Origin of the sequence: Natronobiforma cellulositropha (genome assembly GCF_025629245.1) — an archaeon.
Taxonomy (GTDB): domain Archaea; phylum Halobacteriota; class Halobacteria; order Halobacteriales; family Natrialbaceae; genus Natronobiforma; species Natronobiforma cellulositropha.
In genome coordinates this window covers 349,846-373,391 of the sequence record NZ_JANZXN010000015.1, presented here as the reverse complement: position 1 = coordinate 373,391, position 23,546 = coordinate 349,846, and the positions used below count along the sequence as shown (strand labels likewise).

24 protein-coding genes and 1 tRNA gene are annotated in these 23,546 nt (G+C 65.8%); 14 read left to right on the top strand and 11 right to left on the bottom strand.

Annotated elements, in window-relative coordinates:
• Positions 1-2 precede the first annotated feature (2 nt).
• On the bottom strand, positions 3-2,297 hold the full coding sequence (tmcA, locus tag N0B15_RS07590) for a tRNA(Met) cytidine acetyltransferase TmcA (protein WP_263019048.1): 2,295 nt from the start codon (positions 2,295-2,297) through the stop codon (positions 3-5).
• Positions 2,298-2,768: 471 nt separating this feature from the next.
• Here tmcA and rpl7ae point away from each other — a divergent pair, with 471 nt between their 5' ends.
• The 7 genes from rpl7ae (at position 2,769) to N0B15_RS07555 (ending at position 6,123) form a co-directional block, all read left to right on the top strand.
• Positions 2,769-3,131: a 50S ribosomal protein L7Ae gene (rpl7ae, locus tag N0B15_RS07585; protein ID WP_263019047.1), complete on the top strand. Its 363-nt coding sequence runs from the start codon at positions 2,769-2,771 to the stop codon at positions 3,129-3,131.
• 11 nt (positions 3,132-3,142) lie between these two features.
• Positions 3,143-3,367 (top strand): 30S ribosomal protein S28e, encoded by a 225-nt coding sequence (locus N0B15_RS07580; protein ID WP_263019046.1) that lies wholly within the window; start codon positions 3,143-3,145, stop codon positions 3,365-3,367.
• A gap of 2 nt (positions 3,368-3,369) precedes the next feature.
• Positions 3,370-3,729 carry a 50S ribosomal protein L24e gene (locus N0B15_RS07575; RefSeq protein WP_263019045.1) on the top strand — a complete coding sequence of 120 codons (360 nt, stop codon included), beginning with the start codon at positions 3,370-3,372 and terminating at the stop codon, positions 3,727-3,729.
• Positions 3,726-4,190 carry a nucleoside-diphosphate kinase gene (gene ndk, locus N0B15_RS07570; RefSeq protein ID WP_263019044.1) on the top strand — a complete coding sequence of 155 codons (465 nt, stop codon included), beginning with the start codon at positions 3,726-3,728 and terminating at the stop codon, positions 4,188-4,190. Before N0B15_RS07575 ends, ndk begins: the two co-directional genes overlap by 4 nt.
• 365 nt (positions 4,191-4,555) lie before the next feature.
• Positions 4,556-4,918 (top strand): DUF7344 domain-containing protein, encoded by a 363-nt coding sequence (locus N0B15_RS07565; RefSeq protein WP_263019043.1) that lies wholly within the window; start codon positions 4,556-4,558, stop codon positions 4,916-4,918.
• A gap of 219 nt (positions 4,919-5,137) precedes the next feature.
• Positions 5,138-5,740 (top strand): superoxide dismutase, encoded by a 603-nt coding sequence (gene sod, locus N0B15_RS07560; protein WP_263019042.1) that lies wholly within the window; start codon positions 5,138-5,140, stop codon positions 5,738-5,740.
• A 110-nt stretch (positions 5,741-5,850) separates the two neighbouring features.
• Positions 5,851-6,123 (top strand): DUF5827 family protein, encoded by a 273-nt coding sequence (locus N0B15_RS07555; RefSeq protein ID WP_263019041.1) that lies wholly within the window; start codon positions 5,851-5,853, stop codon positions 6,121-6,123.
• Positions 6,124-6,151: 28 nt separating this feature from the next.
• On the opposite strand, the gene N0B15_RS07550 is transcribed toward N0B15_RS07555, so the two are convergent.
• Complete coding sequence (locus tag N0B15_RS07550) at positions 6,152-6,730, bottom strand: MBL fold metallo-hydrolase (protein ID WP_263019040.1); 579 nt, start codon at positions 6,728-6,730, stop codon at positions 6,152-6,154.
• Between the two features lie 166 nt (positions 6,731-6,896).
• Between N0B15_RS07550 and N0B15_RS07545 the strand changes: the two genes are divergently transcribed.
• From N0B15_RS07545 to acnA, 3 genes are all read left to right on the top strand, one after another.
• The gene (locus tag N0B15_RS07545) at positions 6,897-8,162 is read left to right on the top strand and encodes a helix-turn-helix transcriptional regulator (RefSeq protein WP_263019039.1); all 1,266 of its coding nucleotides are present in this window, start codon (positions 6,897-6,899) and stop codon (positions 8,160-8,162) included.
• Positions 8,163-8,263: 101 nt separating this feature from the next.
• Positions 8,264-8,338 (top strand) — tRNA-Glu (locus tag N0B15_RS07540).
• Between the two features lie 536 nt (positions 8,339-8,874).
• The gene (gene acnA, locus N0B15_RS07535; RefSeq protein ID WP_263019038.1) at positions 8,875-11,622 is read left to right on the top strand and encodes an aconitate hydratase AcnA; all 2,748 of its coding nucleotides are present in this window, start codon (positions 8,875-8,877) and stop codon (positions 11,620-11,622) included.
• A 71-nt stretch (positions 11,623-11,693) separates the two neighbouring features.
• On the opposite strand, the gene N0B15_RS07530 is transcribed toward acnA, so the two are convergent.
• The 8 genes from N0B15_RS07530 to N0B15_RS07495 form a co-directional block, all read right to left on the bottom strand.
• The gene (locus tag N0B15_RS07530; protein ID WP_263019037.1) at positions 11,694-12,320 is read right to left on the bottom strand and encodes a universal stress protein; all 627 of its coding nucleotides are present in this window, start codon (positions 12,318-12,320) and stop codon (positions 11,694-11,696) included.
• Between the two features lie 58 nt (positions 12,321-12,378).
• Positions 12,379-12,885 carry a DUF411 domain-containing protein gene (locus N0B15_RS07525; RefSeq protein ID WP_263019036.1) on the bottom strand — a complete coding sequence of 169 codons (507 nt, stop codon included), beginning with the start codon at positions 12,883-12,885 and terminating at the stop codon, positions 12,379-12,381.
• 76 nt (positions 12,886-12,961) lie between these two features.
• The gene (locus N0B15_RS07520) at positions 12,962-13,708 is read right to left on the bottom strand and encodes a hypothetical protein (protein WP_263019035.1); all 747 of its coding nucleotides are present in this window, start codon (positions 13,706-13,708) and stop codon (positions 12,962-12,964) included.
• A 137-nt stretch (positions 13,709-13,845) separates the two neighbouring features.
• Positions 13,846-14,628, bottom strand: coding sequence for an aldo/keto reductase (locus tag N0B15_RS07515; protein ID WP_263019217.1), 783 nt, complete (start codon positions 14,626-14,628; stop codon positions 13,846-13,848).
• Between the two features lie 97 nt (positions 14,629-14,725).
• Positions 14,726-15,955, bottom strand: a complete 1,230-nt coding sequence (locus N0B15_RS07510; protein ID WP_263019034.1) for a digeranylgeranylglycerophospholipid reductase — start codon at positions 15,953-15,955, stop codon at positions 14,726-14,728.
• Between the two features lie 107 nt (positions 15,956-16,062).
• Complete coding sequence (locus N0B15_RS07505; RefSeq protein WP_425494214.1) at positions 16,063-17,433, bottom strand: geranylgeranyl reductase family protein; 1,371 nt, start codon at positions 17,431-17,433, stop codon at positions 16,063-16,065.
• A 161-nt stretch (positions 17,434-17,594) separates the two neighbouring features.
• Positions 17,595-18,335: a proteasome assembly chaperone family protein gene (locus tag N0B15_RS07500; RefSeq protein WP_263019033.1), complete on the bottom strand. Its 741-nt coding sequence runs from the start codon at positions 18,333-18,335 to the stop codon at positions 17,595-17,597.
• Positions 18,336-18,371: 36 nt separating this feature from the next.
• Positions 18,372-19,070 (bottom strand): hypothetical protein, encoded by a 699-nt coding sequence (locus N0B15_RS07495; RefSeq protein ID WP_263019032.1) that lies wholly within the window; start codon positions 19,068-19,070, stop codon positions 18,372-18,374.
• A gap of 133 nt (positions 19,071-19,203) precedes the next feature.
• Between N0B15_RS07495 and N0B15_RS07490 the strand changes: the two genes are divergently transcribed.
• Both N0B15_RS07490 and N0B15_RS07485 read left to right on the top strand, forming a co-directional pair.
• Positions 19,204-20,118 carry an RsmB/NOP family class I SAM-dependent RNA methyltransferase gene (locus tag N0B15_RS07490; RefSeq protein ID WP_263019031.1) on the top strand — a complete coding sequence of 305 codons (915 nt, stop codon included), beginning with the start codon at positions 19,204-19,206 and terminating at the stop codon, positions 20,116-20,118.
• Positions 20,118-20,651, top strand: a complete 534-nt coding sequence (locus N0B15_RS07485) for a DUF7122 family protein (protein ID WP_263019030.1) — start codon at positions 20,118-20,120, stop codon at positions 20,649-20,651. Before N0B15_RS07490 ends, N0B15_RS07485 begins: the two co-directional genes overlap by 1 nt.
• 57 nt (positions 20,652-20,708) lie before the next feature.
• Here the strand turns inward: N0B15_RS07485 and N0B15_RS07480 are convergent, their stop codons facing one another.
• Positions 20,709-21,680, bottom strand: a complete 972-nt coding sequence (locus tag N0B15_RS07480) for a phosphoadenosine phosphosulfate reductase family protein (protein WP_263019029.1) — start codon at positions 21,678-21,680, stop codon at positions 20,709-20,711.
• Positions 21,681-21,889: 209 nt separating this feature from the next.
• Between N0B15_RS07480 and N0B15_RS07475 the strand changes: the two genes are divergently transcribed.
• Together N0B15_RS07475 and N0B15_RS07470 are read left to right on the top strand one after the other, a co-directional pair.
• A complete protein-coding gene (locus N0B15_RS07475; protein WP_263019028.1) occupies positions 21,890-22,549 on the top strand; it encodes a phosphate ABC transporter permease in 660 nt (219 codons plus the stop codon).
• Between the two features lie 360 nt (positions 22,550-22,909).
• Positions 22,910-23,545 carry a hypothetical protein gene (locus N0B15_RS07470; RefSeq protein ID WP_263019027.1) on the top strand — a complete coding sequence of 212 codons (636 nt, stop codon included), beginning with the start codon at positions 22,910-22,912 and terminating at the stop codon, positions 23,543-23,545.
• The last annotated feature ends 1 nt before the right edge of the window (position 23,546 follow it).

Below are 23,546 nucleotides of genomic sequence, written 5' to 3'. Positions count from 1 at the left end.
CGTCACTCGAGAAAGCGCTCGCGTTCGTCCAGGGCGACCTCGGTGCCGTAGCGGTCGACGAGCGGACAGAGCGCGTCGCCGAAGGCGCGCATACAGGTTCCCGTCGAGTGGTACTCGAGGTCGGCGGCGACTCGTTCCCACGTCTGCGCCTGGAGGATCCGTTCCACGAGGAGGCGTTCCTCGCGCGCGGTGAGCACCCCCGCTGTTTCTGTGTCGAGGAAGTAGCGCACGACGAGCGGGCGGAACGGGCCGGGATCGACGTCGAACAGCCCCGGGCCGTAGGCCGCGCCCGCGACGACGCGCCACTCGTGGGGCGTCACCTCGAGCGCTGGCGGGTCGTCGAGGGCCACACTTCGGAGGACGGCACGAACGACGTCCGCCTCGAGAGCCGCGAGGCTGTCCGCACAGAGGGCGGGAACCCGGCGGGCGAACCACGCCGCGTGGCGCTCGGCGAGGGCGCGTCCCGCCTCACTCGTCGGCGAGAGCATGATCGCCGAGTGTTCGCCGCTGGCGTCGTTGCGGCGGGTGGAGACGTGGACCGTCCCGTAGCCGTTGTGTGCCCAGAAGTCGAGTAAGTCGGGCGTGGCCCCGAAGCCGGTGCCGAGCCAGTCGACCGCGGATTCGAACTCCTCGCGGACGCGCTCGAGGAGGTACGAGCCGAGTCCGCGCGAGCGGACGGCGTGGTGGGTCGCGATGCGCATCACCCGCAGGCCGACCGGCGCTCCCGCCCGTTCGTCGCGTAGCTGGCTCGTCAGCACGTCGGGAAGCATGTTTCCGCGGACGCGCCCGCCCTCGTACATCTCGGCGCGGACCTCGGCCGGGAGTGCGCCCTCGCGCGCGAGCAGGCAGACGCTCACGACGTGGCCCTCGTGACAGAGCGCACGGATCTCGAGGTTCGGTGCGTCGAGCAGTCGGGCGAGGTCGTTCGGCTCGGTCCGGTAGTGTGCGAGGACGAGCAGGCCGAACGCCTCCCGGAGGAGGTGCTCGTCGGCGAGTACGTCGGCGGCCGAGAGCGGCCGGTAGCTGACCGTCTCGGGCGTCGCCTCGGCGACGAGCGGGTCGACGGGCGGGCGCGCGTCGAGTAAGAGCGCGCGAAACGCCCAGACCTCGAGCGGGTCGCCCGCCGCGTACCGGATCGGATCAGCGAGCGTGTACGATTCGACGGCGTGGCGAGCCTCCGCCAGTCGGTCGCGAAACCGGACCGAGAAGCCCCGACCTGCGCCTTCGTAGCCGTGGACGGTCGTCGCGAAGGCGATGCGGTCGGCCGCGAGCAGTGACTCGAGGACGCGCACGGGGAGCGCCGCGGCCTCGTCGACGAGGACCACGTCGGCGTCGGCACAGGCGTCGACGGTCTCGAGCGGCGGCGCGAACCGGACGTGGCCGCCGGTGTCGGTACGGACGAGCGGTGAGCCGTCACCAGCGGCGGCCGTTTCGGCGGTCTCGAGTGTACAGTCGAGCGTCTCGCACAGGTCGCCCGCGCGGGCGAACACTTCGGCGGCGTTCGCCGCCGAGCTAGCGGTGACGAGGACGTCCTCGCCTGCGGCGGCGAACGCACCGGCCGCCAGTCCCGCGGCGCTCGACTTCCCCCGGCCGCGGTCGGCCTCCAGGACGACGGCGGTCGGTCCGTCGGCGAGGTGCTCGAACGTGTGGAGGGCGTCAGCCTGGTCTGTGGTGTAGCAGGCCTCGTAGGCAGCGCGAGGGAAGACGCTCGAGTCCGGTCGGACCCGCTCGAAGTCGGTCTCCGTCGGCTTCGCCGTCGAGCGTGTCGGCGGTGGGTGAACCAGTCCATCGGCGCGCACGCGCGAGCGCTCGAGGTCGACGAGTGCGATTCCGCGGTGGCTCTCGAGCGTCTCGACGAGACGCCGACGGAAGTGGCCGGTGACGTCCTCGACGGAGAACGGGGGGACGGCGAGCGACTCGTCGAAGCCGTCGCGACGAGCGGGCCAGCGCTCGAGTGATGGGGTGAGCACCACCAAGAGACCGCCGCCGTCGACCGCGCCGACGACGCTTCCGAGCGCGTTCGGCCGGAGTTCCGCGTGGGCGTCGATGGCGACCACTGTACGAGTCGTGCCGAGCAGCCGTGTCGCGTTCGCCTGCGGACAGTGCGCACAGCGGAGGCGGTCGTCGGGACCGACGAGCGTCGTTTCCGTAATCGGGATCGGCAGGTGGGCGAGCAGCGACTCGAGCGCCTCGTATCCTCGCTCGCGCCCGCCCGCGAGCACCAGCGCCCGTCGCTCGTTCGTCGCGGTCGCCTCCGCCAGGAGGGAGTCGGCGAGCGCGCCGATATCGACGGTCATGGCGTCTAGTGGTCGGAGGTGCCTCAAGAGCGTATGGGTTGTCACTCCTCGTCGGTCGGCGTTACGCGCTCCGGTCGAAGGCGAGCCGTCGGCTGCGAGCGCCTGGCTGACACGACCGCAGAGAGATATGTTTACGGGAGGAGAACGACGACGAGCGTTCGGTGCAGCCACTACCGGCCGAACGAAACCGCGTCCTTTCGGGCCGTAACTGGCCGTTCGTGCACGCGCCGCTCGCGGGCGACGACACTCACGTGCACCACTCGGGTGACCGTGAGGAGTAGTCTCACACCGTCGACCGTTTGGACACGCTTTTAAGGGGGGCGGGGCTACTCTGGCGTACACCCTACGCGGGGTTGATGATGCTCCTAGCCCCACAGGACCTCCGCCGGAACGTTCCGGCACGGAGTCACGTCACTGCGGCTCCGGACGGCAGGGGAGCGCGAGCCCACGCGTAGAAGAGGTGAACAACCAATGTCAGTATACGTTACAATCGACGTCCCAGCCGACCTCGCCGACGACGCCCTCGAGGCGCTCGAGGTCGCTCGAGACACCGGCAGCGTCAAGAAAGGAACGAACGAGACCACCAAAGCGATCGAGCGCGGTAACGCGGACCTCGTCTACGTCGCCGAAGACGTCTCCCCCGAGGAGATCGTCATGCACATTCCCGAACTCGCCGCCGAGAAGGGAATCCCCGTCGTCTTCGTCGAGACGCAGGACGACGTCGGCCACGCAGCAGGGCTCGAAGTCGGCTCTGCGGCTGCCGCAATCGTCAGCGCAGGCGAGGCCTCGAGCGACGTCGAGGACATCGCTGGAAAACTCGAGGACCTCAGCTGAGGTGATCGAAGATGAGCGCTGAAGAGGGAGAAAGCAGTTCCACGTCCGCCGAGGTCATCGAGATCGTCGGCAAGACCGGCATGCACGGTGAAGCCATGCAGGTCAAGTGCCGGATTCAGGAGGGCGAGAACAAAGGCCGAATCATCACCCGAAACTGTCTCGGACCGGTCCGCGAAGGCGACATCTTACAGCTTCGTGAGACCGCCCGAGAGGCCGACTCCATTGGAGGACAGTGACGATGGTCGAGCACCGAACCTGCGACTACAGCGGCAAAGAGATCGAACCCGGAACGGGCATCATGTACGTCCGCAACGACGGCACTGTCTTACACTTCGCCGACTCGAAAGCGGAGAAAAACTACCTGCTCGGGCGCGAACCGCGTGACCTCGAGTGGACCGCCGAAGGCCGCCGTGGCAAGACGCCCGTCCAGAGCGACGCAGACGAGAGCGACGAGCAGGTCGAGGCGAGCGAGGACGAAGACCTCGAGACCGAGGCAGACCTCGAAGACGAAGACGACGAGGCGGCGGCAGAGGAAGACGCCGAAGAGGAAACGGTTGACGAGACCGACACCGAAGCGGGCGACGAGGACGGCCAATGAGTGCAGACGAGCGCACCTTCGTGATGGTCAAGCCGGACGCGTTCGCACGCGGACTCGTCGGCGAAATCGTCTCGAGACTCGAGGAGCGCGGGCTCAAACTCGTCGGAATCAAGGTCATCAACATGCCTCGTGAGCGGGCCGAAGAGCACTACGCCGAACACGAGGACAAGCCCTTTTTCGACGACCTCATCGAGTTCATCACGTCGGGACCGGCCGTCCCGATGGTCTGGGAGGGCCAGGACGCGACGCGTCAGGTTCGCCAGATGATCGGCGCGACCGATCCGCTCGAGGCAGCGCCGGGAACGATCCGCGGCGATTACGCGCTCGACCTCGGCCGAAACGTCGTCCACGCCGCCGACCACGAGGACGAGGGCGCGAACGAACGCGAGATCGCGATCCACTTCGACGAGGACGAGCTCATCGACTACGACCAGCACGACGCTGGCTGGCTCTACGAGTAACCAGCGTCGCCCGAGCGCGGCCGAGTCGATTTTTCGCGTGTTCGAGACCGGTGAGCGACCGCGCCCGTCGGGACGGACTCCCCTGTCGACACTCGTCAACTCGCGTTCCCGTTTATGACAAGCGGACGGTGACCGTCCACCCGGGCCGTGACGTGGACGGATCTCTCAGATTTTGTATCTAGTGTGCCGGCCGGAGAGTGAGATCTAGGAGCACTCTCGAGCGCTGTTTCTCGAGTCGTGTTCGATTCGAAGTGGTGGCAGGGAGAACACATATACCGTTCTAGATAGACGCAACATCTAATGCAGATGGTGGAGTAGGGTCCCTTGGTGGTTTCGAATGGTAACTCACGGTAGGTGGTTTACGGATGCGTGAAACTGAGCGAGGGAGTGCAACCCTCTCTGAAGCCGAGACGCTCCCGCTCAACCTCGTCTTCGACGTCCTCTCGGACGAACGGCGACGGTACGCGCTGTATTACCTCTACGACATGCCCGACGGCGTCGCGACGGTTTCCGAGATTACAGAGTACGTCCTCCGACTCGAGACGGACAGTCCGCCGTCCGACGACCATCGGACGCAAGTCCTCACGACACTGCAGCACGTCCACCTCCCGAAACTCGCGGACGCAGGCGTACTCGAGCACGACATTCGGAGTGCGACGGTCCGCTACTGGGGCCAGCCCTCACTCGAGGAGTGGCTCGAACACGCCCAGCACAAAGAGGGAGAGTAGCCGACGCCGCCGACGAACACCGTCGTGTGTTGTCACAGAAACCGACCGTCAGGTGCCCGCGAGCGCGGTTGTAAGCTTTATCTCGAAACGGGTGGTGGTTGCTGCTCGCAGGACGAGGAGGCGGCCGTCACGGCCAGCCGCTCGTGCGTCGTGATAGCATTCCACTCCTCAATATTTAACAGGCGAGCGGACGATGCAGAAACCGTAGAGGTGTTCACAATGACTGATCACGAACTTCCACCACTTCCGTACGATTACGACGCGCTCGAACCGGCCATCTCAGAACAGGTCGTCACCTGGCACCACGACACCCACCATCAGGGGTACGTGAACGGACTCAACAGTGCCGAGGAGACGCTCGCGGAGAACCGCGAGAGCGGCGACTTCGGCGGGAGTCCCGCCGCGATGAAGAGTGTGACCCACAATGGCTGTGGCCACTATCTCCACACGCTGTTCTGGGAGAACATGTCACCAGAGGGCGGCGACGAGCCAGAGGGTGCACTCGCCGAGCGGATCGAAGCCGACTTCGGCTCCTACGACGCCTGGAAAGGCGAGTTCGAAGCGGCAGCGGGTGCCGCCGGCGGCTGGGCGCTGTTAGTCTACGACCCCGTCGCCAAGCAACTGCGCAACCTCACCGTCGACAAACACGACCTCCACGCGCTGTGGGGTGCCCACCCAATCCTGGCGTGTGACGTCTGGGAGCACTCGTACTACCACGACTACGGTCCGGACCGTGGCAGCTTCATCGAGGGCTTCTTCGACGTCGTCAACTGGGAGAAGGTGAGCGAAGAGTACCAGAAGTGCCTCGACCACTTCGAGTAGTCGACGAGACCTGATCTTCGACATTTTTGCGACGGATTCGACCGGAGAGCGACGGCGCCCGCCGAGGGCGAAATCCGCACCGTTTAGACGACGACCGCCGTAGTCGGGGTATGCCAGTCGCCAAATCGGAGTTCGAGCGACTCCCGCCGTGTGACTTCTACACACCAGCGGAGTTACTCGAGACCGACCAGATGTACACCGTCTACGAGATCGCTCGCCTCCTCCAGGGACTCGAGCCCGACGCCGAACTCGAGCCGGAGACGGAAGTGATCTTGCTCGACTGGGCGATTCCCTGGGTCGTGGTCAACGCCGACGACCTCGTGGTCGCCGAGCCGCGACGTGACGACGAACCGGGCTTTTACGGACTGAAAGACGAGTTCTGACTTCTTCCCACGTCCGAAAACGCGAGAATCAGACCCGTCGGGCCATCTGTGCGGCGAGTTCGACGTGACGGTACGGATCGGTCGTCACGCTCGGTCCGTGGCCGGTGTGCATCTCGGCGAGGTCCGGGTCGACCGCCGCCAGGAGGCGGTCGATGCTCTCGATCAACGTCTGGCGGTCGCCCTCGGGGAGGTCGGTCCTGCCGAAACTCCCGTTCTGGAAGACGAGGTCGCCCGCGAAGAGGACGCCCGGTGTGCGAGCGTAACAACAGACGTGGTCGTCTTTGTGGCCCGGCGTGTGGAGGACCTCGTAGGTGTGGTCTCCCATCGCTACCGTCTCGCCGTCTCGAAGCCGGTGGCCGATACCGTCGGCCGTCGGATCGAACCCCCAGACCTCGACGTCGAAGGCGTCGGTGACCGCCTCGAGATTACCGACGTGGTCCGGGTGTGTGTGCGTTACGACCACGGCGTCGAGGTCGGTGACGTGCTCGCGGAGGGTGCTCACGACGTCGAAGTTCGCGCCGGTGTCGACGAGGACGTGACGGCTGCCATCGACGAGAAACGCGTTACTCGTAAACGCCTGGACGCCCGCCGCTACGTTGGTGATCATAGCGTCCGGTTGGGGACCGGCCGGTTTGTGCGTATCGACCTCCCTACCGCCGTGGTCGGTCCCCAGTTCCGCTCGAGTGGACAGTCAGGGTGTCGAGACCCTCCAGAACGGACTGTCAACGGAGTATTCACAAGGTCTTTTAGCCGGGCCACGTAGTGATAGACGAATGCATCGGTCGGCAGTGCTCGTCGTTTTCGCCGCCCTGGTCGTGACCGTCGGTGCAGGCGCTGCGGTCGGTGGACCCGGCGTGTCCGTCGGCAGTGGAGCCGCCGACACCGAACACGGGGACGCGTCGACGCTCGAGGTGTTTCCGAGTGACCGATTCGACACGACGAGCGCGAACGTACAGACCGCGGGTGAGTTCGACACGACGCGCTTCGAAATCGTCGTCTACGAAGACGGCACCGCGACCTGGACGTTTCGCTACGAACGCTACCTCGAGACGGCGAGCGAGGAGGCGGAGTTCAGAACGTTCGCCGAAGAGTTCGAAGCCGAGGAGACGCCGCTCTACGAGCGCTTCGTCCACCAGGCCCAGGCGCTGACCTCGACGGGCTACGAGCACACAGACCGAGAGATGGAGGCAGAGTCGTTCGAACGCAGCGCAGGCATCGACCACCGTCCGAGCGCGATGGGCGTCGTCGAGATGCAGTTTACCTGGAACGGGTTCGCACACGTCGACGACGACGGCAGGGTCACTATCGGCGACGTCTTCGACCCCGGCATCATCGTCATGCCGGGGCAGACGCTGACGATCACGGCCGAAGACGACCTCGTCTTCGACCGGACGGATCCCAGCGGCCACTACGGCGGAGACTCACTCGAGGAGAGTCGGACCGTGAGCTGGAGCGGTGACGGCGACTCCGTCGAGATCAGGTCGGTCGTCCTCCTCCCGCCCGAGATCGCCAACGCCGACCCGGGCACGAACCTGGAGACGACCGACGAGAGCGACACACCGGCTGACCGTGCCGGCTGGCTCCTCGCCGCGTTCGTCGCACTCCTCGCGGTGGGTGGCGTCGCCTACGCTGGGTACCGGCTTTCCGCTCGCTCACCGACGGAACCGACGGTGGACGACGGCGAGCGCGACGAGGACCCCGAGCCTGTGGGAGACTCGGCGCGTCTCGAGGTCGACCTCGAGAACCTCCCGCCGGCGAGTGAATCGGAGCACGACCCGGCCGCGAGTCCGCTGTCGGTTCCCGACGAGGAACTGTTGACCGACGACGACCGCGTCGTCGCGCTGATCCGTCGTAACGGCGGCCGAATGAAACAGGTGAACATCGTCGAGGAGACCGGCTGGTCGAAGTCGAAGGTGAGTATGCTCCTCTCGGAGATGGAAGACGACGGAACGATCAGTAAACTCCGCGTCGGCCGTGAGAACATCATCAGCCTCGAAGGCTTCGAACCGGAAGCCGCGAAGTCACCGTTCGACGAGTGAGCGGTGCGTCGAGCGCATGCTCGCGCCGTGTCACACCGATACACTGCGGGTCCGAAACGGAATGCTTAAACACCACACGACGAAAGAGAGGAGTGTAAGACGCTCCGTTGGTGTAGTCCGGCCAATCATATTGCCCTCTCACGGCAATGACCAGGGTTCGAATCCCTGACGGAGCACTTCTGCGACGAACGTACGTGAGGAGCGGAAAGCGACACTCAGAGATACTAATCAGACGAGTCGCGCGCAGCGTCGCGAGCACGTCTTGGCGTGGTTCGAATCCCTGACGGAGCACTTCTACGGCGACCGACTCGTGAGCTACTGGTGGTCGCTCTGGGTTCGTAATCCAGCCGTCACAGCCCGTATCCACGGCCGGAGTGAGCGAGCACGCCTCCGCGACGTTTATATCACTCTCCGCACACTCCAATGAACGATTCTGCGAGCGGAACGAATTCGACGGTTCCTGCTGCCCGAATATATCACTGTCCTTGCCGGACACTCTGACGTTCTTCGATAGCGAATGAGACACGCCTTTAGGACGATGGGAATACTGTATTACAGAACACCAGGTGTCGTCTCGAAAACGTCCGTGTTGCTCGAGTCGAACGGTCACGGTTGGTGAAACGTATGCCTCGAGTGAGGACGGGTGTCGAACGTATAGCATGGACGCGACCAAAACACTACAATTGAAAACCCACCCCTCCTAACCGTGAGTATGGCCGAAACGAATCCACTCGGTGCAATCCGAGAACTGGAGGTCGATGGCACGTCCTATCGGATGGCCGACCTCTCCGTTCTCGAGGACGAAGGACTCTGTGATCTCTCGAAGCTCCCGGTCAGCATCAGAATCCTCCTCGAATCGGTGCTTCGCAACGTCGACGGTGAACAGATCACCGAAGACGACGTACGGAACGCAGCCTCCTGGCAACCGGACGTCCCGGACGTCGAGGTGCCGTTCACCGTCTCCCGAGTCGTCCTTCAGGACCTCACCGGTGTCCCCGCCGTCGTCGACCTCGCTGCACTGCGTTCGGCGGCCGAGCGTAAAGGCGTCGACCCGGCGGTCGTCGAACCCGAGGTGCCCTGTGACCTCGTGATCGACCACAGCGTACAGGTCGACTACTTCGGCTCCGAAGACGCCTACGAGAAGAACGTCGAACTCGAGTACGAGCGCAACGAGGAACGCTACCGCGCGATCAAGTGGGCCCAGCAGGCCTTCGAGGAGTTCAACGTCGTGCCGCCGGGAACGGGGATCGTCCACCAGGTCAACCTAGAGCACCTGGGACAGGTCGTTCACGAGCGCGAAATCGACGGCGAGCAGTGGCTGCTGCCCGACACCCTCGTCGGTACCGACAGCCACACCCCGATGATCGGCGGCATCGGCGTCGTCGGCTGGGGTGTCGGTGGAATCGAAGCGGAGGCCGCACTGCTCGGCCAGCCGATCACGATGAGCCTCCCCGACGTCGTCGGCGTCCACCTCTCGGGCGAACTCCCCGAGGGGGCGACGGCGACCGACCTCGTGCTCCACATCACCGAACAGCTACGCGAGGTCGGCGTCGTCGACAAGTTCGTCGAGTTCTTCGGTCCCGGCGTCTCGAAACTCTCCGTGGCCGACCGCGCGACGATTTCGAACATGGCACCCGAACAGGGGTCGACGATCAGCGTCTTCCCGGTCGACGAGAAGACCCTCGAGTACCTCGAACTCACCGGCCGCGACGACGACCACATCGACATGGTCCGCGAGTACCTCGAGGCACAGGGACTCTTCGGCGAGCAAGAACCCGAGTACACCGAGGTCGTCGAGTTCGACCTCGGTGACGTCGAACCCAGCCTCGCCGGCCACAAGAAACCGCACGCGCGCATCCCGATGGGCGAGTTAGACGAGCACTTCCCCGCGCTGCTCGAAGAGCAGGGCGTCGTGAACGCCGACGGGTCGGCCGTCGGCGGCGACTCCGGCGGCGACGGCGGTGCGGTGATGGCCCAGCCAGGGCTCGACCTCGAGGAGAAAGTCCCGGTCACGCTCGAGGACGGCACCGAGGTCGAAATCGGCCACGGGAGCGTCCTCGTCAGCGCGATTACGAGCTGTACGAACACCTCGAACCCGTCGGTGATGATCGCCGCGGGCTTGCTCGCGCGTAACGCCCTCGAGAAGGGTCTCGACGTTCCCGACTACGTCAAGACGAGTCTCGCACCGGGCAGTAAGGTCGTCACCGAGTATCTCGAGGCGTCGGGACTGCTCGACGACCTCGAGGGACTCGGCTACCACGTCGTTGGCTACGGCTGTACGACCTGTATCGGCAACGCCGGTCCGCTCGCAGACCCCATCGAGGCGGCCATCGACGAACACGATCTCTGGACGACGAGCGTCCTCTCGGGCAACCGCAACTTCGAGGCGCGCATCCACCCGAAGATCCGCGCGAACTACCTCGCCAGCCCACCGCTCGTCGTGGCCTACGGTCTCGCGGGCAAGATGGACATCGACTTAGAAGAGGAGCCGCTGGGCACCGACGACGAGGGCGAACCGGTCTACCTCGCCGACGTCTGGCCGGACGCAGAAGAGATCCGCCAGACCATCCACGAGAGCGTCTCCCCCGAGATGTTCGAGGAGAAGTACGCGAGCGTCTTCGAAGGCGACGAGCGCTGGGAGAGCCTCGAGGCACCCACCGGCGACACCTACGACTGGGACGGCGAGTCCACCTACATCCGCGAACCGCCGTTCTTCAAGGACTTCCCGCTCGAGAAACCCGGCGTCTCCGATATCGATGGCGCGCGCTGTCTGCTCACCCTCGGCGACACCGTCACGACCGACCACATCAGCCCCGCCGGGCCGTTCAGTTCGGACTTACCCGCAGGCCAGTGGCTCAGTGAGCGCGGCGTCGAACCCTACGAGTTCAACACCTACGGCTCCCGGCGCGGCAACCACGAAGTCATGATGCGCGGCACCTTCGCGAACGTCCGCATCCAGAACGAGATGCTCGACGGGAAAGAAGGCGGCTACACGGTCCACCACCCGACTGACGAGGAGACGACCGTCTTCGAGGCCGCAGAGCGCTACCGCGAGGACGAGACGCCGCTCGTCGTCGTGGCCGGCATCGAACTCGGTACCGGTTCGAGCCGTGACTGGGCGGCGAAAGGCACCTCCTTGCTCGGCATCCGTGCGACCATCGCCGAGGGCTACGAGCGCATCTACCGAGACAACCTCATCGGCATGGGCGTCCTCCCGCTGCAGTTCCAGGAGGGCGATAGCTGGGAGTCGCTCGGTCTCGACGGCAGTGAAGTGTTCACGATCACGGGTCTCGAGGACGGACTCGAGGTCGAGGACGAACTCACCGTCACCGCCGAGTTCGAGGACGGCAGCGAGGTCGAGTTCGACGTCACTGCCCAGGTCGGAACGCCTGCGGCCGTCGAGTACGTCGAGAACGGTGGCATCCTCCACCTCGTCCTGCGCCGGATGCTCACCTCGTAGCCGACGCGACAGCCGAGAACCGAATTTTTCGAGGCGGTATCGGACTTCGAGTGGCGAGCGTTCTCCAGCCCTCAGCTATCCAGATGCGCCACGCGCGCGTCGCGTGTCGTCGCGTCGACGTGGACGTGGATCGACTCGCCGTCGGCCTCGAGCGGAACGATCCACGACCCGCTGGTCCGGTGGGGATCGTCAGTGAGCGCGACCGTCTCGTAGTCGCGCCCGGAGAGTGCCTCCCGGGCGATCGATACGGCCGTCTCGGGGTCGTTGATCTGTGGGTCGTCGCGAGCGCGAACCGTGACGACCGGAACGGCCGCCTCGCGGACCACCCGCTCGGTGACGCTGCCGACGAGGACGCGGTCGACACCCGTCCGCCCGTGCGTCCCCATCACGATCACGTCGATACCGGTCTCGTCGGCGTAGGCGAGGATCTCCTCGTGTGGCACGCCGTCACGGACGGCGGTGACCGTCTCGAGACCACGGCGTCGCGCGTCCGCCCCGACGCGCTCGAGCGCGCGCTCGACTTCCCGGTCGACCGCCTCCCGTTCGGCGTCGCTCTCGAGCGAGCCGTAGGGACCTTCACTGCGGACGGCGAGGGCGTGGACGGTCGCCTCGAACCGGTCGGCGATGGCGAGACCGTGTCTGATCGCCTGGCGGGTGCCGTCGCTGCCGTCGGTCGGGAGCAAGAGGTCGCTGTACATGTCGGGAGTCTTCGCGACCCGGCGGTATAAGCCTCGGCGACTCCGGTCTACTGGCCGGTCAGAGTTCGGTGTAGACGTCGTAGGTTCCGTCGGCGTCGAAGCCGTAGATGACGAACGTCTCCTCGACGTCGCCGGGCATGCCCGGTGAACCCGAGGGCATCTCGGGGAGGGCGATCCCGACGAGGTCGGGTTCGTCGGTGAGGAGGGTGTCGATGGCTTCGACGGGGACGTGGCCCTCGACGACGTAGCCGTCGACCTCGAGCGTGTGACAGCTGTAGAGGTCGTCGGGGATACCGTACTCGCGTTTGAGCGCGTTGATGTCCTCGGGCGTCGTCTCCGTGAACTCACCCTCGAAGTGGTTCTCGAAGTACCGGGCGTACTCGCCACAGCAGCCACAGCCAGGAGCGTTGTACTGGGTGACGTGCTGGGCGTCGAGTGGCTCGTCGCGGTTCCAGGGCTCGAAGTCCGAGGCGTCACTACCGCCGAGACAGCCGGCGAGGGCGGCCGTGAGCGTCCCGACACCGGCGGCGAGCAGGGATCGCCGCGTCGAAGAGGGGGCGGCCATAGCGATTAGTTACACGGCTGGAACTATCGTTCTTGCGGTGACTGTCCTGGCGGTGGCCCGAACAGGTCTCCCGCGGTCACTCGGAGGGGCGGACGAGGTTCGCGAGCGAGACGAGAATTCCGAGGAGCCAGCCGAGCGGGAAGGAGAAGCCGACCCACATCAGCGCGTAGGCGACCCCCTCCAGATCGTACTCCGCACGGAGGTACTCGTTGAGACCGCCGACGACGAGGACGTTGTCGAGCAGCCAGACGGCGAGGTCGTAACTCGGCTCTAAGACGTACGGCTCGAGCGAGGGCGTCACGAGAGCGGCGACGACCGGCGGGAGGAAGATGGCGGTCATCGCGAACGGGTAGGCGAACAGGACGGAGACGACGCGGCCGCCGAACTTCGAGCAGACCGCGGCGAGGGCGGTCGCGAGTGTGGCGACGGCGCTAGCTGCGGCGACGGCGAGAAAGGCGTCGAAGGGCAGCCTGAGGTGGGCGAGTACCGTGAGTGCCCCCCAGACCAGGAGGGCAACGCCGGTGATCCCGAGGATGCCGATTCGCGTCGTCGTCGAGTCGAGTTTGACCGCGTAGAATCGCGTCGCGAGTCCGACGACGGTGAGCGGGTAGAGGATCAGGAGACCGAGCGCGCCGAGGAGACTCCAGCCGTAGTAGCCGATCTTCTGGGGGAGCGTCTCCGGTTTCCACTTGCCCATGACGGAGTGGCCGCGCCCGCGCTGTCGGGGGAAGACGAGTTCCATCCACGCCCCGTGTAACTGCGCGAGGTCGACGCGGATCGCGCCGACGATACCGCCACCGCCGCTGCGTGTACGGGTAGCCATACGAAATTCCACTCTTCTGGGTTGTCGTTAACTTTCCGGCTTTTCGTTCCCGAACCCATCAGTGGAGAGAACTGTCACAGAGACCGACCAGCACGTCACAGACCCAGCCAGCGACCGGGAGAAGGGCCACAGCGCCGTCAGTTCCAGGGACCGTACGCGGGGTCGATGAGGCGGTGGCGCCGCTCGATGCCGTCGATTCGTTCGAGGTCCTCGTCGGCTAGCTCGAGCGCGAGCGACGCCCAGTTCTCACGGACGTGGTCGCCGGTCGCTTTCGGAATCGCCGTGATACCGTGTTGGCGCAGCCAGGCGAGGGTGACGGCGACCTCGCTCGTGTCGTGTTTCTCGGCGACGGCGCTGATCTCGGGGACGTCGAACACCTCGCCGCGAGCGATCGGTGAGTAGGCGACGACCTCGACACCGAGGTCCGCACACGCCGCGCGCAGGTCGCGCTGGGGCAACAGCGGGTGAAGTTCGACCTGGTTGGCCAGGATCGGCACGTCACAGACCTCGAGTGCGGTCTCGAGCGTCTCGGGTTCGAAGTTGCTCACACCCACGTGGTCGATCAGGCCGTCGTCTGCGAGTTCGGCGAAGGCGCCGAGTGTCGCCTCCGCGTCGTAGGTGTGGGTCGGCCAGTGGACGTAGAGGAGGTCGACCTGGTCGACGCCGAGGCGCTCGAGGCTCGCCTCGGTCGTCTCGAGGACGTCCTCGTAGGCGAGGTTCTCCGTCGAGACCTTGGTCGCGAGAAAGACCTCCTCCCGGTCGACGTCGGCGCGCGCGATGCCCTCGCCGACGGCGGCTTCGTTGTCGTAGCCCTGGGCGGTGTCGACGTGGCGATAGCCCATCTCGAGGGCGGCGCGGACGGTCTCGGCGCACTCTTCGGGGTCGGTGTTCTGCCAGGTCCCGAGACCGAGCATCGGCATCGGTCCCGCAGTCGGGCAGCGTTCGGGTGGTATCTCGTCGGTCACGTGCCGGTTGACGGCAGGGACGCGAAAAGGAGTTCGGGAAGAGGCAGTCGGCTCAGACGCCGAGGCGGTGGCGCGCGAACCGGGTGAGCAGCGGAATGTCCGTGAGGTGGAGCAGTTTGGCGATGGCGAGTTTGTTCCCCTGGTTCGCCTTACTCAGCGTGTCCGGGTCGAGACGGTTGAGATCGGAGAGCAGTTCGTCGTAGCGCTCGTTGGCCGCGAAGTAGAGCAGCTGCGTCATCAACAGCCGGGCGTCCATCTTCGGGGCGACCTCGCGGTGCCAGAGGGTGTCGTACAGCGAGATGTTCTCCGCCGAGGTGTCGGGGTCGTCGGGCGTGAGACAGTGATCGACGGCGATGGCGGCCGCGCGCGCAGAGCGCATTCCCTGGTGGATGCCCTCACCCCAGAGCGGGTCGACCGTCGGCACCGTATCGCCGATGGCGATGAAGCCGTCCGTACTCAGTTTCCCGGGTTGCTGGACGTGTGCCGACCCGCGGTGGTGTTTGCCCTCGATCCGTTCGGTCCCCTCGAAGCGCGGGTCGGTCTCGAGCCAGTGCTCGAGGTAGCCGTCGATCGTCCGGTTCTTCGCGTACTGCTGGTAGGTCTCGTTCTGGATGTAACAGACGCCGACTTTCGCGGTGTCCGCGCCGGTGTGGAAGATCCAGGAGTAGCCACCGGGCGCGTACTCGTGGTCGAGTCTGAGCATCATCGCGTCGGTCAGGTCGGCGTAGCCGGGCGCGTCGAGGTCGACACCCTCGAGTTCGTACTCGAGACCGATCGCCTGGTTCTTGTGTTTGAGGTCGCTGACGCCAAGTGCCTTCGCGAGCGGGGCCGCCGGTCCCGTCGCGTCGATGACGACGTCGGCGTAGACCTCCCCGTCGCCGTTGTACTGCATGCCGACGACGCTCCCGCCCTCGGTGATCGGCTTCGAGACGCGGGCGTCGAACCAGTACTCGGCGCCCTTCTCCTGGCTGTCGGCGACGAGGAACTTCTTGAAGTCGGCGAACTCGAGGACGGCCCCGGCCTGCTCCTGGGCGAAGTACTGCGTCGGTGACTCGATGACGACGCTGTCGGTGAAGTGCATCACCACGTCGTCGGGAATCGAGAACCCGGCCATCATCGACGGGAAGGTGCCCCCGGTCGACTTGTTGCTCTGACGTGGAAACTCCGCTTCCGATTCGGTCTCGAGAACGACCGTGTCGTACCCCCTCGCAGCGAGATCACGTGCACACTGTGCGCCGGCAGGACCGGCACCGGCGATAGCCACGTCAAAGCGGTCGCGCATAATCTCTCCTACGCAGTGACCTATATGAAAGTTGCTGACTTCCTCGCCAGCCCCGTCTGGTGAAATACGGAGAGAAAACGGCGTCGTGTGGGTGGTGAGCGGCGGAGTCAGTACTTCGCGTCAGCGCCGGTGATCTCGTAGAGGCGGTCCATCACGGCGTCACGTTCGCCCTCCCAGGCCGAAAAGCCGTCGGGCGTGTTCGGGTAGGTGTCGTAGACGTCTTTGAGCGAGGCAGCCGTCTTCTGGACCCGGTGGAGTTCGTAGAGGACGTCCCAGTGGCCGAAGGTCTTCACGAGCGTCTTCAGCTTCAGGCCGAGACCCATCGAGGCCGTCCCCTTCTTGCCGATGGCGTCGACGAGTTGCTGGCCGGGGAGGGCGGTGATGACCGAGACGAGTTCGTCGATGTCGTGTGCGCCGCCGAAGATGTTGTAGAGGTCCATCGCGGCGAAGCGCTTGCCGAAGCCGGTCTGGACGCGGTGGTTGTACTCCCAGAGAGCGGACTCGGAGACGTCGCCGTCGGTGATGGCGTCGGCGGCGACGCTCGCCGCCCAGTGGCCCGCCTTCGCGGCTCCTGGAATCCCGCCACCCGTACAGGGGTTGACGTGGGCCGCTGCGTCACCGACGGCGACGTAGCCCGGGTGAACCGCCGAGTCGTAGGGCCGGCGCGTCGGCAGCGCAGCACCGAGTTTGTTCTTCACCGTCGCGCCCGCGAACTCCGCTCGGCTCTCGAGGTCCGCTTTGAGCACCTTCACGAGTTCCATCGGCTCTTTGTTCATCTGGAAGCCCAGCCCGGCGTTGATCTCGGTGGGCGAGCGCGGGAAGTACCAGAGGTAGCCCAGTTCTTCCGTCGGTTTGAAGACCAGTGCGTCGTCCCAGTCGACTGGCTCCTCGAGTTCGACCACTTCGCGGTAGGCCGAGCAGAACTGCGAGTAGTTGACGTTGGTATCGAAGTGCGACCCCGAGAAGTCGATCTTGTCCTGGAGCAACGAGAGCGACCCCGCGCCGTCGACGACGACGTCGGTCTCGTAGGTCACCGACTCGCCGTTGCGCCGGGTCTCGACACCCGTCACGACCCCATCGCCGTCCTGACGAACGTCCTGGACGACGGTCTCGTAGTGAACTTCGACACCCGCCCGGTCGACCTCCGCTAAGAGGATCTGGCCGTACTTGTAGCGGTCGACGACGCCGCCGGTCTCGTTGAACGGGATGTCGATCTCCTCGCCGGTCGCCGGATTCTCGAACACCGCACGGGTGATCCCACGGTTGGTGAACGCCTCCTCGAGTCGGTCGTGGTCGATCACGTCCGGGAACGAACTCGCGCCTTTGATGCCGTCACCGCAGGCGATGTGTCCCCCCTCCTCTTCGGTCTTGCGCTCGACGAGGACGACGTCGAGACCCTCGCGGGCGGCGGTCACCGCCGCGAAACAGCCGGCGGTTCCACCGCCGACGACGACCATGTCGTGGGATTGCGTAGACATCTCTATCCAGTCCGATATCCGGCGGGATACAAAAGGCGTTGGATATGTTCTGACCGGGTGACAACCACGAAATCGCGACCGTACGCCACGCCAGGAGGTGGCCGGCCGCCGCCTCGCGGGAGTGTACGAGTCGAACGGCGGGGACTGGCTGGTGGCGACCGCTACTGGTACATACGGAGCGGCTTCGCCTGTGAACTCTCCTGTTCACCGGCGTCGCGCATCCGCTTTGCGAGCTGTTCACGCTGGGTGCGGATGTCGCCCGCCCGTTCGACGAGGTCGGTCACGTCCACCTCGAGACCGGTGAGCGGGGCGATTCCCTCCTCGATGAGCACGCGGGCGGCCTCGGGGTCGGGAAACTGTGGGTCGGCGTCGACGACGAGTCCGACGCTGTCGAGACCGAGTTCGGCCGCGCGGTTGATCAACGCACCCGTCGGCCCGGCGACGACGCCGTCTTCGGGGGGATCGGCGATGTCGTGGGCGTCGAGGAGACCACTCCCCGCTCCGGTCGCGACGCCGTAGAGGTCCGGCTCACCGTCTCGCTCGCTCGGGAAGCCGCTGAGGAAGACCGGCCTGATGCCGTGGTCGATCATCCACGAACTGAGACAGGCGGAGACGTTCGCGACCGCCTGGGCGGCGATCGGCGTGTCGCTCTGGAGCGCAAGCAGTTCCGACTCCTCGTCGGCGTAGATCCGTACCGGTGGGCGGACCGTCGGATCACCCGTCCGGTAGACGCCGACGCGTGGCAGTCCCTCGCAGTGGACGCTCGCGTAGTAGTCCATCTCGAGTTCGTCGATCAGGTGGTCGGTGGCGATCTTGCCGACGAGCCCGATTCCCGGAAAGCCCTCGAGCAGCGTCGGGTTCTCGAAGCCGATCGGCTCACCCTGTATGCGGATCTGTGCCATAGGTCACACGACCCACGGCGGGAGTATAAATCCACCTCAGGGTTCGATCACGAGCAGTTCGTTCGCCCCGCGGAAGAACTCGAAGGGCGTCTCACGCACGCGCGCTCGAGCGCCGTCGTCGGTGAGCGTCTCGAGTAGGGCCTCGAGTTCGGGGTAGCGCTCGCCGTCGAGACCCACGAGCGGGTAGACCCGAACCTCGTCGCGCGCGACGCGCACGAGTTCGCGCAGGCTCTCGCGGTGGAACGCGGCGTCGAAGCGGTCGCCGTAGAGGAAGAGAAAGTGCGCCGAGAGGACGAGCGAGAACGACTCCGAAGCGAACGGCAACTCGGGCAGCGCGGCGTAGGCGTAGCGGCCCGCGAGCCGCCCCTCGGGGTAGTCGGCCAGAAACACCTCCTTCGCCTCCCGCAGACAGCGTGCTCGCTCCTCGAGACCGCCGTACTCCTCCCAGTTGAACACGTCGGGCTGGGTCGCCAGCTGTGCGTACATCTCGTCGTACTCCTCACGGCAGAGCCGGGTCAGAGACGAGGGTGAGTGGCGGTAGGTCACGTCCGCGCCGGTGGCGTCGATCCCGTGCTCGTGTGCGCTCGCGACGAAGGAGGCGGCACCCGAGGGACAGTCGAGGACCGTCCGGCCGACGAGGTCGGCGGGTTCCAGGTCGAAAAAGCGGCAGTACTCCTCGAACGTGCGGCCGATCACCGCCACGTCGTCGACGTCGAAGCTGGTGTTCGTAGTCATCGGTTTCGTTCACTAATGGCCGTATGTGTACACTAATGTATAATTGTGGCCATGGTTTGTGAGTGAGACGCACAGCCTGTGCAGACGGACCGCTTCGAAACCCACAAGCGCACCCCGTTCGAACTCGAGTCAGATGGAGCCACTCGAGCGCTACCGGCCGATTATCGACGACTTCGAGGCGTTCCTCGAGGCGTGTGCACGCCCGCTCCCGAGCGTGGTGCGCGTCAACACCATCGCGGCGTCGCTCGAGCGGGCGACCGCCGTGTTGCGCGAGGAGGGTGTCGAGTTCGAGGCAGCGGCGTGGAACCCGCACGTGTTGCGCCTCACCGACGACGCGCAGGGACCGGGTTCGACCTGGGTCTCATTTTGCGGAATGACCCACGGCCAGGAGGAGGTGTCCGCGGTGCCGCCGGTCGTCCTCGACCCTCAGCCGGGCGAGCGCGTCTGGGACGCCTGTGCGGCCCCCGGCGGGAAAGCGACCCAGATCGCCGCGCTGATGGACGACTGCGGCACCGTCGTCGCGAACGACAGCAACCTGGGCCGGCTCTCCTCGCTACGATTTAACGCCGAACGTCTCGGCGCGAGCGCGCTCGCGGTCACCCACCAGGACGCCCGGAACTTCTCGCTGAAGCCCTTCGACTTCGACGAGTTCGACCGCGCGCTCGTCGACGCACCCTGCTCGTGCGAGGGGACCATCCGCAAGAACCCCGACGCGCTCGACGGCTGGAGCGAAGCCCACCTCGAGTCGGTCTCCGGCGTCCAGAAGGGCATCCTCCGGCGGGCGGTGCAGGCGACGCGCGAGGGCGGCACCGTCGTCTACTCGACCTGTACCTTCGCCCCCGAAGAGAACGAGGCCGTCGTCGACTACGTCCTCGACGCCGAGGACTGTCACCTCCGTGAGATCGAGATCGACCTCGAGCACTCACCGGGGATCACCGCGTGGGAGGGCGAGACCTACGACGAGCGCCTCGAGCGGGCGATCCGTCTCTACCCCCATCAGAACGACACCGGCGGCTTCTTCGTCGCGAAACTGGAGGTGGGGAGCTAATGGGCGAGAACGGTGACGGCGACGGGCTCGCGGAAAACGTCGGCCAGCGCTTCGACAGACTGCCAGCGACAGCCGACGAGCGCCGTGTCGAGGGCAGAGTCAGCCGCGAGGAGGTCTGTACCTACTTCGAAGAGCGCTTCGGGATGCCACTCGAGACCTTCGAGGAGTACACCTTCTGGGAGAAAGGGTCGGGCCGGATCTGGATCTACGCGGGCGAGGCTCCGACGCCGACGAGCGTAGAGGCACTCGGGATGACCTGTCTACGAACGCGTCAGGAACACTGGAAGCCGACGACCGACTTCGTCGCCCGCTTCGGCCACCACGCGACGCGCTGTGTGATCGACCTCACGCGCGAGCAGGCCGCCCGGTTCGTCCGCGGTGAGGACCAGGAACTGCCGTGGGACGGCGACTGGGGCTACCTGATCGCCGCCTGCGAGCTGGCGGGCGAGCGCGAACCGCTCGGCGTCGGTCTCTACGTCCACGGCGAGTTCCGTTCGATGGTGCCGAAGGGCCGACAGCGAGCGCTCGAGTAGGCTCTGCGTCGCGAAAACGGTGATCGGATGCGAGGCGAGCGCGTCGTCGGCCGACGGTTACATGTAGCCGAGGTCGCGCAGGCGCTCCATCAGGTCCTCTTTGTCCTGGGCGCGTCCGGCGCGTTCGGTCGTTCCCTCGAGGTCCTGGAGCCAGGCGGGTTCGTCGTCCGACTTCTGGGTGGAGACCTCACTGCCGAGCGAGCGGAAGCCCTCCCAGTACTTCGGCGAGACGGGGATGTCGTCCTGGCCGACGCCCTCAGGGAGGTCGTCGGCGTTCTGGGGGACGAAGCCCTCCTCGGGGAATCCCTCGACACAGTCGGGGACGATGTAGTGCCAGAAGGCCTCCCAGACGGCCGCCTCGTCGAAGTGGAGGATGGGCTGGATGCGGTCGTGTGGCGGGTAGATGTCGGGGTCGTGACGCGGCGAGAAGAACGTCTCGTCGGCGCGTGCTTCCTGTTCGTCCCAGCGGACGCCGGAGATGACGCCGTCGACCTCGAGGTCCTCTAAGGCGTCGTTGAGCGCGACGGTCTTCAGCAGGTGGTTACCCGCGTAGGTGTCGAGGAGGAACGGGAAGGTCTCGTCTTCGTACTCGAGGATGTTCTCGACGTGGTGGCGGTTGTGCTCGGAGAGCGCGTCGATCTCGATGTCGTCACCGGGGGTGAGGTCGTTCTCCTCGACGTAGGAGCCGATGTCCTCGTTGCGCGCGTAGTAGACCTCGGTGTCCCACTCGTCGGCCCAGTGGTCGACGAAGTCGTGGATGTCCTGGAAGTGCTGGTAGTGGTCGATGAAGATCGCCGTCGGAAGCTCTAAGCCGTACTGGTCGGCGACCTCCTTGACGACGTAGAGGACGAGCGTCGAGTCCTTGCCGCCGGTCCACATCACGGCGGGGTTCTCGTACTCGGTCAGCGCGGTCTCGGTGACCTCGATCGCTTTCTCGACCTTCTCCTGGAGGTTCGGGTAGTCCTCGGGGTCTTCGTTCTGGCCGTCCGTGTAGTCGACGTTGATCGTATCGGGGAACGTGGCTGTCATCTCGTGTAATTAAATATAATTAGGAGCCGTATAGCTTTTCGGGGTTCGGAAGGCGTTGTCGCCTGTCCGGAGTGACGGCAGCATCTGCCCTAAGTACGGCGTGTTGTCGCAGGCCGTGCGAACGGTGTGTCCGAACACCAAAAACTCGCTCGAAATCGTGAAAGACACGATACAGGTACTTTCATGAATCGTGACTCGGTAGAGGTGGTATGGTAGATATCGTCACGGCAGCACTGATCGCGAGCGGACTCGTCCTGTTGTTCGCCGGCGCGGCACTCTCGGTCTACGGCGTCGTCCTGCTCGGAACCGTCCTCGGCGGCGGCGGGGGCTACCTCCTCGCGCCGACCGTCGGTGGCGTCGTCGGACTCGAGGGCACCGTCGCCATCGGTGCGGCGGTCGTCGTCGGCGCAGCGGTCGGTGGCGTCCTCGGCTACCTGCTCCTCTCGTTCACCGTCGCCGCGCTCAGTTTCGTCGTCGGCACCTTCGTCGGCTTACTGACCGCCTCGATGGTCGTCTCCGAGGCCTGGTACGTCGAGATCGCCTTCGCGCTCGCGGTCGGTGCCGCGGCGGCGTTCCTCGGCCTGTTGCTCACCCGCTCGATGCTGATCGTCGTCACCTCCGTCGTCGGCGCGTCGTTCGCCTCGGCGTCGCTGACGGTGGGACAGTTCCAGGCCGCCCAGGAGGCACTCGCGCTCGAGCCCCTCCTGTTCGACGTCACCTCGCCGCTGTTTCTGGCGCTGGTCGTCCTCGGCGTGCTCACCCAGATCGGCCTGTTCAAGTTCGGCTACGTGGCGAAACTGGCGGCGATCGTCCCCGGTCTCACGGTCCTGCCCGGCCGCAGTGGCTCGGACGAGACCGAGCCGGCCTGAACACCCCCGACGTGAGCGCTGTCACAAACAGTACATATTTCTAGACGGCTTTGGCGTCGTGAGTGAAAACCCCTGGCAGGGAGCGCCGGATTCGGCCGCCGCCGCTCGAGCGTGCACTGTCACCACCGGGTCATGTGTCTCGAGTGTGAAAAATTTAAAGCGAGCGGGGTTCCTGGGGGCTAAGACAGCACACGCTCACCGTGGAAAAGACCGAAGGAAGTGGAACGCCTCTGTCTTTTCCCTCCGACGCCATAAGCCTTTCCGCTCGAGTGGTCACGCCGTCTGTCACTACCGGCGGCCCGCGAGCGGCCGACGGCGAGCGAGGCGTCCGGCGGGGTGTCACTGCCGTACCCGAGAGACATGAGTCACAGACGACACAGACAGTGGGAGGTCGAAACCGGCCTGCACTCGCTCCCGGACGGCGAGCGAGCGCGGAACCGGTTCGACACGCAGGAATCGTCCGGGCGCCGACGCAGTCGGTGCGTCTCGAGCGCCCAGAATCGCACGCTGGAGACGGGTCACACGGCCGACGGCGGCGACGCGAGCACCGCGCAGGTACCCTCGAGCGTCTTACTCGCGCCGGCCCTCCTCTCGGTCGGGTACCTCGGCGTGTACGCGGCCGTCGGCCCGGCGGCCTTCGACACCGGCCGGCCACACCCTGCGGGGGCGCTCGCGCTCGTCGCACTGGGAGTCCTGCTCCACCTCGCCGGCTACGCGACCGCCCGACTGTACACCGCGGCCACAGCACGGGTCGAACGGGGTGGCGACTGGCGGCCGAATCCGTGGCTCTACGTCGGCGGCGGCGCGCTCACGCTCGTCTGCCTGCGCATCGTCGAACTCCTGGTCACCGGGACCACGCCCTCGACACCGGGGGTCTACCTGCTCGGGAACGCGGTCGTCGCGCTCCCGCTCGCTTCGGTCGTCGCCGGGCCGGTCTACTGGCTGCACAGACGCCGCCGGACCAGCGACTCACACCGCTCGCAGGCGAGCAGGTAAG